At 73.4% G+C, this 12,723-nt stretch carries 2 protein-coding genes; both read left to right on the top strand.

Going from position 1 to position 12,723, the window contains the following annotated elements:
• Positions 1–871, top strand: an 871-nt coding sequence (locus tag ACH4UK_RS14285; RefSeq protein ID WP_398356310.1) for a phosphopantetheine-binding protein, incomplete at its 5' end; no start/stop codon positions are given.
• A 5-nt stretch (positions 872–876) separates the two neighbouring features.
• Positions 877–12,717, top strand: coding sequence for an SDR family NAD(P)-dependent oxidoreductase (locus ACH4UK_RS14280; RefSeq protein ID WP_398356309.1), 11,841 nt, complete (start codon positions 877–879; stop codon positions 12,715–12,717).
• The last annotated feature ends 6 nt before the right edge of the window (positions 12,718–12,723 follow it).

Raw genomic sequence — 12,723 nt, 5'->3', positions numbered from 1 at the left:
GGGTCTGGATTCGGTGGTGGGCGTGGAGTGGGTGCGCGTTGTGAATGAGGAGTTCGGTACGTCGATCGGGGCGACCCGGATCTATCAGTATCCGAATCTCCGCGAGTTCGCCGCGTATGTCGCGTCGTTGACTCCGGCGGGCGGTGGTGAGCCGGTGTCTGTGCCGGTGTCTGTGCCGGTGTCTGTGCCTGTGGCCGTGGTTTCCGGTGAGGTGTTGGAGCGGTTGCAGGTGAGTTTGGCGGGTGAGTTGTTCGTTGAGGTGGAGGAGGTGGATCCGGATCGCAGCTTTACGGAGTTGGGTCTGGATTCGGTGGTGGGCGTGGAGTGGGTGCGCGTTGTGAATGAGGAGTTCGGTACGTCGATCGGGGCGACCCGGATCTATCAGTATCCGAACCTCCGCGAGTTCGCCGCGTATGTCGTGTCGCTGGCTCCGGCGGATGGTGGCGGGGCGGTGTCGCAGGACCTTCCGGTCGCTTCTCCTCCTGTGCCGGAGCAACGGGTGGCCGAGCCGGTGGCTGTCTCGGTGGCCGTGGTTTCCGGTGAGGTGTTGGAGCGGTTGCAGGTGAGTTTGGCGGGTGAGTTGTTCGTCGAGGTGGAGGAGGTGGATCCGGATCGCAGCTTTACGGAGTTGGGTCTGGATTCGGTGGTGGGCGTGGAGTGGGTGCGCGTCGTGAATGAGGAGTTCGGCACCTCGATCGGGGCGACCCGGATCTACCAGTACCCGAACCTCCGCGAGTTCGCCGCGTACGTCATCGCGGAAATGCCCCCGTCTGCGGACGACCTGGCCGAGATGCTCGCCAAGGTCTACGACGGGCAGATCGATGTCCACCAGGCCGAGGCGCGCCTGAGCACGCCCAAGACGGAGGCCTGAAGACCATGAACCGCCAGGAGATCCTTGTCGCGCTGAGCGAGAAGCGGCTGACCCCGGACGAGGCGGCCAGACTGCTGCGGGGCGAGACCCCCGCCCCGGCCACCAGCCCCGCCCCCGCCCCGGCCCCCGCCCCCGCCCCGGCCACGCCGCCGCCCGCCACCGCGCCCCCGGTCACCGCCCCCGCCCGGACCGTCACCTCGGCCGCGCCGTGGGACCGGAGCGGCCGGGAGCAGCAGCACCGCGGCGACGACACCGCGTCCAGCCCGATCGCGATCGTCGGGATGTCGGGCCGCTACGCCAGCGCGCGGGACCTGGAGGAGTACTGGCAGCTGATCTCCGAGGGCGGTGACGGGATCCGTGAAGTCCCGCGCTCCCGCTGGGACATCGACCGCTACTACGACCCGGAGATGGGCAAGGAGGGCTCCATCTACTGCCGGTGGATGGGGGCGCTCGACGACATCGACCGGTTCGACTCGTTCTTCTTCGAGATCTCCCCCTCCGAGGCGGAGATGATGGACCCGCAGCACCGGCTCTTCCTGGAGGAGTCGTACCGGGCCTTCGAGGACGCCGGATACACGCGGCGGACCCTGAACGGCGCCAACTGCGGGGTCTACCTCGGCCTGGCGAGCGGCGACTACCACCTGCTGTGCCAGCGGACACCGCGGCAGGAGGAGGAACTGCCCAGCGTCACCAGCGTCAGCAACGCCATCGCCGCCGGGCGGCTGGCCTACTACCTCAACCTCAAGGGCCCCGCGCTCACGGTGGACACGGCGTGCTCCTCCTCCCTGGTCGGTGTGCATCTCGCGGTGCAGGCGCTCCAGAGCGGCGAGGTCGACATGGCGCTGGCCGCCGGTGTCGCCCTCTATCTGAGCGCCGACTCCTACCAGCACATGTGCGCCGCCGGCATGCTGGCGCCCGACGGCAGGTGCAAGTCCTTCGACAACGGCGCCGACGGTTTCGTACCGGGTGAGGGCGCCGGAGCCGTGGTGCTCAAGCGGCTCGTGGACGCCGAGCGGGACGGCGACCACATCCACGGCGTGATCGTGGCCAGCGGCATCAACCAGGACGGCCGGACCAACGGCATCACCGCCCCCAACCTGGACAGTCAGTCCGAGCTGGTGCGGTCCGCCTACGAGCGGCACGGCATCGACCCCACGAGCATCAGCTACGCCGAACTGCACGGCACCGGCACGAAGCTGGGCGACCCCATCGAACTGGAGGCGCTGACCGCGGCGTTCCGCAACTGGACCGACCGGCGTGCCTACTGCGCCATCGGCTCGGTGAAGTCCAACGTCGGGCACACCTCGGCCGCCGCGGGCGTCGCCGGGCTGCACAAGATCCTGCTGTCGATGCGGCACCGCACCCTGGTGCCGACGCTCCACGTCCGGCAGCCCAACGAGCACTTCGACTTCGATCAGTCGCCGTTCTACCTCAACACCGGCTCGCAGGAGTGGCAGCCGGCACCGGGCGCACCGCTGCGTGCCTGCCTCAGCTCCTTCGGCTTCAGCGGAACCAACGCACACGTCGTCGTCGATGCCTACACCCCGGCCGCAGCGCCGCGCCCCGGAGGCGGCGACCGGAACCGTACGTTCGTGGTGTCGGCCAAGCGGGAGCCGCAGCTGCGGGAGTACGCGAAGCGGTTGGCGGCCCACCTCGGCCGGCACCCGGACGCCGACCTCGACGACGTCGCCTACACCCTGCACACCGGGCGGGAGGCCATGCGGGAGCGCCTGGCCGTCACCGCCGGGGACCGCGCCCAGCTGATCGAGGCCCTGAACAGCTTCGCGGAGTCCGGCGATGCGGGGCCCGGGGTGCAGCGCGGGAGGGCCGCGAACCGTCCCGCCGTGGACGCGGGCTGGGCCGGCGGCGCGACCGTGGACTTCTCCGCCGAGTGGAGCGGCCTCGAGCCGCGCCGGATACCGCTGCCCACCTACCCCTTCGAGCGCGAGTCCCACTGGTACCCGCGTGAGACGGATCCCGCCCCGGCGGCCCTGCCGGCCGGGACGTCCGCCTCCCTCCAACAGGCTGCCTTGCTGCACCCGTTGGTGCACCGCAACATCTCCGACTTCACCCGCCAGCGCTTCCGTTCGGACTTCACGGGCGCGGAGTTCTTCCTCGCCGACCACCGGGTGAACGGCGTGCCGGTGCTGCCGGGCGCGGCCGTGGTGGAACTGGCCAGGGCGGCCGGCTCGCTGTCGGCGGGCCGGGAGGTCACCGAGGTCACCGACGTGGTGTGGACACGGCCCGTCACCGATCGGGCGGTGGAGATCTCCCTGCTGCCGTCGGGTGAGGACAGCGCGACGTTCACGGTCACCACCGTCGACGACGACGGCGCGGAGACGACCTGTGCCGCCGGCACGGTGGGCTTCGCCCCCGGCCTTCCGCCCGCGACGCTGGACATCGCCGCCCTGCGGGCGAAGTGCCCCACCCGCCTGGACCGCGCGACCCGCTACCCGCAGACCTCCACCCCACCGGAGACCGGGGTCGTCTACGGCCCGGCGTTCCAGGCCCTGACCGAACTGACCCACGGTCCCGAGGACGCGCTCGGGATGCTCGACCTCGACGGCGCCGACGGCGACTTCATCCTGAATCCGGCGTTGCTCGACGGGGCCTGGCAGGCCATCGGGCCCTTCCTCGCCGATGCGGAGGGCACCTTCGTCCCCTTCGCGGTCGACGCGGTGCGGTGCTTCGCACCGCTGCCGTCCGCAGCGGTGGTGCATGCCCGTCCGGCCGGTGCCGCCGGGGCCGGCAGCCGTTCGTTCCACCTCACGGTCGCCGACCGCGAGGGCGCCGTCGCCGTGGAGATCAGCGGCTTCACGGTGCGCTCCACCGACGGTGCCGCCGACCGTTCCGCCGGCCGTGAGGACGCACGTTCCGACCAGCCGCAGGACGTGTTCCTCACGCGGCGGTGGCAGGACGAGCCCCTGCGCCCCCGGACCGACGCGGCGCCCCGGCGCGTCCTGCTGCTGCACGCCGCCGCCCCGGGCCCCGACGCCCTGGTCACGGCGGCCGACGTGGAGGCCGTCGCCGAGGCCGTGCCCGGGGACGGCTTCACCGTCGACGCCACCGGCACCCGCTTCACCTACCGTCCGGCCGAGCCGGACGACCACAGCCGGCTGCTGCGGGAACTGCGCGAGCGCGACCTGTGGCCGGACCGGATCGTGCTGGCGGACCCGGCGCCGGGCGACGGCCCCTACACCGTGCACGCCCTGGCCCGTGCCCTCGCCGCAGGCCGGCCCCGCCACCCGGTGGAGCTGCTGTACGCCTATGCCGTGCCGGCGGACGGCGAACCGGCGCCGGAGGCCCTCGCGGTCGGCGGCTATCTGCGCTGCCTGACGAAGGAGGACCGGCATGTCACCGCGCGAGCGGTGGGCGTCGAACCGGGCTCCGGCGCCCGGATCCGGCAGGAACTCGACGCCGAGCCCGGGGAGTTCCGCGACATCCGGTGGCAGGGCGGACGGCGCACCGCGCTGCGCGCCGCCGAGGTGGGCGGCGGCGAGGGGACCACGTTCCGCGAGGGCGGGGTCTATCTGATCACCGGGGGCGCGGGCGGCGTCGGGCTGATCGTCGCCCGGCACCTCAGCCGCACCTACGGCGCCCGCCTGGTGATCGCCGGGCGCACCGCCGAACAGGATCTCGGGAAGGCCTGGCGGGACGCGGACCTGCCCGCCGGGCGGACGCTGTATCTGCGGGCGGACGTCTCCCGCCGGGCGGACGTCGACGCGCTCGTCGCCGGTGCGAAGGAGCGCTTCGGGCGGATCGACGGGGTGCTGCACTCCGCGGGCGCGCTGCGCGACGGGCTGCTGCGTGACAAGCCGGCCGAGGACGTCGCGGCGGTGCTGGCCCCCAAGGTGGCCGGGACCCGCCATCTCGACGAGGCGCTGCGGGACGAGCCGCTGGACCTCTTCGTCCTGTTCTCCTCGATGTCCGCGGTCCTCGGCAACCTCGGACAGAGCGACTACTGCTACGCCGGCGCCTACCAGGACGCCTTCGCCGGCCTCCGGGAGCGCCGCCGCAGGTCGGGCGAGCGCACCGGCCGCACCCTGTCGGTGGGCTGGCCGCTGTGGGCGGAGGGCGGCATGCGGGTCGACGCGGACGCCGAGCGCCGCCTGCGCGAGCACCTGGGCATCGTCCCGCTGCCGTCCGCACGCGGCTGCCTGGCCCTGGAGCACGCGCTGACCCTGGGCGACGCCCATGTGGTGTACGCCCCGGGCGACCCGGTGGTGATCCGCCGCACCTTCGGCCTGGCGGACCCGGAACCCGCGAGCGGGTCCCCGGCACAGCCCCCCGCCGCCGCCCCGGACGCCGCCCCGGTGGAGGTCCCGGTGGACCGGCTGAGGTCCCCGCTGGCCGCCTACCTCGCCCGGATGGTCAGTGAGCGCACCAAGCGGGCCGTGGAGAAGATCGACGTCACCGACGACTTCGAGGTCTACGGCATCGACTCCATCATGATGATGAGCCTGACCCGGCGCATGGAGGAGGACTTCGGGGAGCTCCCGAAGACCCTCTTCTTCGAGTACGGCACCATCGAGGAGCTCGCCGGCCACTTCCTCGACGAGCGCGCCGATGACGTACGGCGCGTCCTGGGCATGAGCGGCGCCGAGGAGAAGACGCCCGAGCCGCCCGCGCCCGCCCCGGCCCCCGTCGCGGCCACCCGGTTCCTGCCGGACCCGGCACGGGCCGCGCGGCCCGCGGCGTCGCGGGACACCCGCCCCGCCACCCACGACATCGCGGTCGTCGGCATCAGCGGCCGCTATCCCGACGCCGACGACCTGCCTGAGTTCTGGGACAACCTGGCGGCCGGGACCGACTCCATCCGCGAGGTGCCCGCCGAGCGCTGGGACCACAGCCAGTACTACGCGCCCGAAGGCAGGACCCCCGGCAAGGCGTACGCCAAGTGGGGCGGCTTCGTGCGGGACGTGGACCGCTTCGACCCGCTGTTCTTCAACATCTCGCCCGGGGAGGCCGACTTCATCGACCCCCAGGCGAGGCTGTTCCTCCAGACCGCCTGGCACGCCGTCGAGGACGCCGGATACACCCGCGCCACCCTCGCGGACCACACCGTCGGCGTCTACGTCGGCGTCATGTACGGGATGTACGAGCTCTTCCAGGGCGAGGTCAAGGGCGTGCCGACGCCCGTCTCCTCGTCGTTCGCGGCGATCGCCAACCGGGTCTCCTACGTGCTGAACCTGCGCGGCCCCAGCATGGCCGTGGACACCATGTGCTCCTCGTCGCTGACCGCGCTGCACCTGGGGTGCGAGAGCATCCGCCGCGGCGAGAGCGACATGGCCATCGCCGGCGGCGTCAACCTCACCATCCACCCCAACAAGCTGATCCTGCTCAGCCAGGGCAACTTCGCCGCCACCGACGGACGGTGCCGCAGCTTCGGCGAGGGCGGCGACGGCTATGTGCCGGGCGAGGGCGTCGGCGCGGTGGTGCTCAAGTCGCTGGACCGCGCTCTCGCCGACGGCGACCACATCCACGCCGTCATCAAGGGCAGCGCCCTCAACTCCGGTGGCAAGACCAGCGGTTTCACCGTGCCCAACCCCAACGCCCAGGCCGCCCTGGTGCGCAGCGGCCTCGCGGACGCCGGGGTGGACGCGCGCAGCGTCTCCTACATCGAGGCGCACGGCACCGGAACGGCCCTCGGCGACCCCATCGAGGTCACCGCGCTCACCAACGCCTTCCGTACCGGGACCCCCGACGCCGGGTTCTGCGCGATCGGGTCGGTCAAGTCCAACATCGGTCATCTGGAGTCCGCGGCCGGGATCGCGGCCCTCACCAAGGTGATCCTCCAGCTCAAGCACCGCAAGCTCGCCCCGTCGCTGCACGCCACCACGCTCAACCCGTTCATCGACTTCGAGCGCAGCCCCTTCCGGGTGCAGCGCGAACTCGCCCCCTGGCCGGAGAGCGGCGCGCATCCGCGCCGCGCGGGCATCAGCTCCTTCGGCGCGGGCGGCGCCAACGCCCATCTGGTGGTCGAGGAGTTCATCGACGACCGGGCCGCTCCGGTGGCCCCGGGGCCCCATCTCTTCGTGTACTCGGCGCGGGACGAGGAGCGGCTGCGGGAGCTGGCCGCCCGCCATCTGGCCGCGGCCCGGAACGGGTTCGACGGAGCCGGCCTCGACGCGGTCGCCCACACCCTCCGGACGGGCCGGGAGGAGATGGAGTGGCGGCTCGCCGTCGTGGCGGACTCCGCCGACGAGCTGGCGGCGCTGTTGGAGGCCTATCTCGCGCGTGACCACGGCTCACCGCGGATCGCCACCGGAGACATCCGGGGGGCGAAGCGGCAGTCGATGCTGCTGGACCTCATCGACTCCGACGTGACCGACCGGCTGCTGCGCGAGCGCCGGCTGGACAAGGCGGCCGAACTGTGGGTCGAGGGCGTCGCGCTGGACTGGTCGCAGCTCCACGGGAACCGCCCCCCGCTGCGGGTGCCGCTGCCCGGCTACGCCTTCGCCAAGGAGCGCTGCTGGGTCACCGGCCCCACTCCCGCCCCGGCGGGCGGCGGGGCCGCCGAGCGGCTCCATCCGCTGCTGCACCGCAACAGCTCCACCCTCGAGGGGCTGCGCTTCACCAGCACGTTCACCGGCCAGGAGTTCTTCCTCAGCGACCACCGGGTCGGCGGACAGCCGATGCTGCCCGCCGTGGCCTATCTGGAGATGGCGCTGGCCGCCGTGCGCAGCGCCCTGCCCGCGGAGGCCCGGGACACCGCGCTGAGCGTCCGGGACGTGGTGTGGCTGCGGCCCTTCGCCCTCGGGGACGGCGCGCGGGATCTGCACATCACGCTCACCCCGGGAGCCGGGCGGGACAGCGTCGCGTTCCGGATCCACGGCGACGGCACCCACTGCCAGGGTGAGGTCGCCCTCGCCCCGGCCGCCGCGCCGGAGCACACCGTCGACCTCGACGCGGTACGCGCCCGGTGCGACCGCCCCCGTGTCGAGGGCGCCTGGTGCTACCGGGCGTTCACCGGCATGGGCATCGACTACGGCCGCTCGCACCAGGCCATCGGCACCGTCCACCGGGGCGCCGAGGAGGCCCTGGTCACCCTGCGCCTGCCGGACGGGGTCGACGCCTCCGGCTACACCCTGCACCCCGCGATGCTGGACGCGGCGCTCCAGTCGACGCTCGCGCTGGCCCTCCCGGAGACCCTGCCGGACGACCCCGCCGCGCTGGGCTCCGACGGAGCCTCCGCCGAACTGCCCTTCGCCGTCGAGGCGGTGGAGGTCATCCGCCCGACGGAGTCGGTGATGTGGGCGCATCTGCGGCGCACCGCCGGCACCGGCGGGGACCGGCTGAAGCGGATCGACATCACCCTCTGCGACGCCGAGGGGCGCACCGCGGTCCTGCTGCGCGGCGTCGCCTTCAAGACCTTCGACTACGAGACGCGGCCCGGCGCCGAGGAGCGTCTGCTGTTCGCTCCCCGCTGGCACGAGTCGCCCCCCGAGCTCGCCCCCGAGGGGCGGCCGGCCCACCTCGACCGGTGGGCGGTGCTGCTCGGGGACGGGGCCCCGGTGACCGCGGCGGACCTCGGACGGTCGCTGCCGGAAGCCGACTGCCGGACCCTGGACTCCGGCGTTCCCCGGGACGCCGCACACAGCGGCGAGCGCTATCTCGACCAGACCGTGGAACTGCTGCGGCAGGTACGGGAACTGGTGCGGGAGCACCGGAGCGGACGCCTCCTGGTGCACCTGGTCGCCGCGGACGGCCTCAGCGTCGCCCTGGCCGCACTGCTCGGCACGCTGCGCGCGGAGCACCCGGCGGTCAGTGTGCAGCTGCTGGACTGCCAGGACGCGCCGCCCGCCGTCGTCCTCGCCGAGCGGCTGCGTGCCGAGCGGCTCTGGCCCACCGCGCAGGTCGTCCGGTACGCCGGGGGCGGCCGCCGCGAGGTCCGCCGGTGGGAGGAGCTGCCCGCCCCGGCGGAGGAGCCGGCCGCGCCGCTGTGGCGCGCGGGCGGGGTCTACGTCATCACCGGCGGCGCGGGCGGCCTCGGTCTGCTGATGGCGGACGAGATCGCCCGGAGCGCTCCGGACGTGCGCCTGGTCCTCACCGGCCGGTCCGCGCCCGGCGTCCGTACCGAAGAGGCGCTCGCGGGTCTGCGGGCCCAGGGCGCCGTCGCCGAGTACACGCAGACCGACGTCACGGACGCGGCCGCGGTGCGGGCGCTCGTCGCGCGGGTCAGCGCCGAACACGGCGGACCGCACGGGGTGCTGCACTGTGCGGGCGTCACCCGGGACAAGCTGATCACCGCGAAGGAGCCCGAGGACGCGCGGGCGGTGCTCGCGCCCAAGACCGTCGGCGCGGTGGCCCTCGACGAGGCCACGGCAGGGCTGCCGCTGGAGTTCTTCCTGCTGTTCTCCTCCGTGGCCGGCGCCCTGGGCAATGTGGGCCAGGCCGACTACGCGGCGGGGAACGCGTTCCTGGACCGGTTCGCCGCGCACCGCGAGGAGCTGGCGGCCCGCGGTGAGCGCCACGGCCGGACCCTCTCGGTCAACTGGCAGCTGTGGCGGGACGGCGGTATGGGGGTGGCCGCCGAGCAGGCGCGGGCCGCCGCCGACCACGCGGGTCTCGCCGTCCTGGACCGGGCGACCGGGCTCGGGGTGCTCGCCGCCTGTGTGGCGAGCGGTGAACCCCAGGTGCTGCCGCTGGTCGGCGACGCCGCCAAGCTGCGCGGCTATCTGCGGGCGCAGACCACCAACGCGCCGGAGCCCGAAGCGGAGGCGGCCGACGGCGCCGCGGGCGGCGGGAGCAGTCCCGAAGCCGTCGCCGGGCAGGCCGAGTCGCTGGCCGAGGCGATCAAGGACGTGATCGCCGACGAGATCAAGCTGGACGCGGCCCGGATCGACGCGTATCTCGCGCTGGAGAACTACGGCATCGACTCGGTTCTCATCATCAACCTGACGCAGCGCCTGGAGGAGGACTTCGGTCCGCTGGCCAAGACCATCTTCTTCGAGAACCAGACCGTGATGGAACTGGCCGAGGCGCTCGGCCGGAGCCACCCGGACGAGACGGCCGCGCTGCTGGCCCGGCGCTCCGGTGCGGTGGCGCGACCGCAGGAGCCGGCGCGGGTCCCCGCGGCCGGAACGCACGGCGAGGACGCCCCCGCCCCGCGCACCCCGGCGGCCTGGTCGCCGCTGTGGGGGGACGCGGCCGACCGCCGGACCCCGGAACGCCCCGCCGACGGCGGCATGGACATCGCCATCGTGGGCGTCGCCGGGCGCTACCCGCAGGCGGAGAACCTGGCGGCGTTCTGGACGAACCTGCGGCAGGGCCGGGACAGCGTCACGGGGATCCCGGCCGACGGCTGGGACCACGCCCCGTTCCACCGCCCCGAGCCGGGCCGGCAGGACGCCACCTACGCCAGGTGGGGCGGGTTCATCGACGACGCCGCCTGCTTCGACTCGCTGTTCTTCAACATCTCGCCCGGCGAGGCGGAGATCATGGACCCCCAGGAGCGGGTCTTCCTGGAGTGCGTCCACCACACCCTGGAGGACGCCGGATACAGCCGCCGCTCCCTCACCGGCCGCCCGGTGGGCGTGTACGTCGGCGTGATGTACGAGGAGTACCAGCTCTACGCCGCGCAGCAGCAGGTGCGGGGCGAGATGGCGACGCTGAACGGCAGCGCCGCCTCGATCGCCAACCGGGTCTCGTACCACTACGGGCTGCACGGGCCGAGCATGGCGGTGGACACCATGTGCTCCTCGTCGCTGGTGGCGATCCATCTGGCCGCGCAGAGCCTGCTGTCGGGCGAGTGCGAGGCGGCCATCGCGGGCGGGGTGAACCTGTCCCTGCACCCCAACAAGTTCCTGATGCTGGGCAAGAACCGCTTCGCCGCCACCGACGGCCGCTGCCGCACCTTCGGCGAGGGCGGCGACGGCTACGTCCCGGGCGAGGGCGTCGGCGCGGTGCTGCTGAAGCCGCTGGCCCGCGCCGAGGCGGACGGCGACCACATCCACGGGGTGATCAAGGGCACCGCGGTCAGCCACGACGGCAAGACCAACGGCTACACCGTGCCCAATCCGCACGCCCAGACCGCGGTGATCGAACGCGCGCTGGAGCGGGCCGCCGTCGACTCCCGGGACATCTCCTACGTGGAGGCGCACGGCACCGGCACCCGGCTCGGCGATCCGCTCGAGGTCTCCGCGCTCACCAAGGCGTTCGGCGGTCCGGACGCCGGGGCGGCGCGCTGCCACCTGGGCTCCGCCAAGTCGAACATCGGGCACTGCGAGAGCGCCGCCGGCATCGCCGGCGTCAGCAAGGTGCTGCTGCAGCTCCGGAACCGGGAGATCGTCCCCTCGCTCCACTCGGCCACCCTCAACCCGGAGATCGACTTCACGGCGACACCCTTCACCGTCCCGCAGGAGGTCATCCCCTGGGAGGTCGACCCGACGCGCTCCCGCATCGCGGGGATCTCCAGCTTCGGGGCCGGCGGCACCAACGCCCATGTGGTGATCGGCGAGTACCGGGCGCCCGAGCAGGGGGCCGCCGAGGCCCCCGGCGGCCCCCTGGTGATCCCCCTGTCGGCCCGTCGCGAGGACCAACTGCACTCCATCGCCGCGCAGTTGCTGGACTGGTTGCGGGACCGGCGGCTCACGCCCGCGGAACTCGCCGACGTCGCCCACACCCTCCGGGTGGGACGGGACGCCCACGAGGAGCGGCTCGCCTTCCTCGTCCGCTCGCAGGACGAACTGGAAGCCGGCCTGGGCGACTTCCTCGCCGGCCGCCCCGTCGCACACCTCGGCCGGGGCGTCACGGCCGCCCCGGCCGCGCACGCGGACGCCCTGTACGAGCAGTACCGGGCGGGGCGGTTCGACGCGGTGCTCGACGCCTGGGTCGGCGGGCAGGACCTGGACTGGGACCGGCTCGCCGCATCCGGCGGCCGCAGCAGGATCCCGCTGCCGGTCTACCCGTTCGCGCGGCTGCGGCACTGGCAGCCGCCGCACGACACGGCCGCGCCGCTCACCCCCGTACCCCGGGCGGAGGCCGCACCGCGCCTCCACCCGCTGCTGCACCAGAACCGCTCCACCCTCTTCGAGCAGCGCTTCACCGCCGCCTTCACCGGCGAGGAGGCCTTCCTCGACGGGCACCGGGTGGACGGGCACCGGGTGCTGCCCGGCGCGGTGTCGCTGGAGATGGCCCGGCTCGCGGGGGCGCTCAGCCTGGAGCAGGAGGTCCGCTCCCTGCGCGATGTGCTCTGGCGTCATCCGGTCGTGGTGGCCGACGAGCCGGTGGAGACGACCGTACGGCTGCACCCCGAGGAGGACTCCGTACGGGTCCGGATCGGCCGGGACCAGGGCCCGCCGGAGGCACGGATCTGCATGGAGGCCCGGGTCTCCCCGGACCCCGTGTCTGCCGGGCCCTCGGGCCGGGCCGGGACGCTGGATCTGGCCGAGGTGGTCGCGGGCTGCGAGGGCAAGCTGCCCGGTTCCGCGGTGTACGCCGCCATGGCCGAGGCCGGTCTGTCCAACGGACCCGCGTTCCAGGTGATCGAGGAGGTCCTCTTCCGGGACGGGGAGGCCGTGGTGCAGCTGGCGCTGCCGTCGGCCGCGGACCGGCACGAGGCCGACGTACTGCCCCCGGCCCTGGTCAACGGCGCGTTCCAGGCGGTCAGCGTGCTGATGGCGGGTCACGGCCGCGGCCTGCTGCTGCCCTTCTCCATCGGGAGCGTCGACATCCACGGCCCGCTGCCCGACGAGTGCGTCGCCCATCTGCGCCACCGAGGCGGGGACGGCGGTGGAACCGTCGACCGTTTCGACATCACCCTGACCGACCTGGCCGGCACGGCCCTCGTCGTCGTGCGGGACTACGCCCTGAAGTCGCTCCCCAACGCGGCTCAAGACAGGTGAATGAGG

This window comes from Streptomyces sp. NPDC020884, assembly GCF_044333935.1.
Taxonomy (GTDB): domain Bacteria; phylum Actinomycetota; class Actinomycetes; order Streptomycetales; family Streptomycetaceae; genus Streptomyces.
The sequence above is the reverse complement of the archived record's forward strand: the minus strand, read 5'-3'. Positions and strand labels throughout refer to the sequence as shown.

Bases quoted from the DNA above. Each gene is read 5' to 3' on its own strand.
- ACH4UK_RS14280 (WP_398356309.1), top strand. From the start codon at position 877: ATGAACCGCCAGGAGATCCTTGTCGCGCTGAGCGAGAAGCGGCTGACC.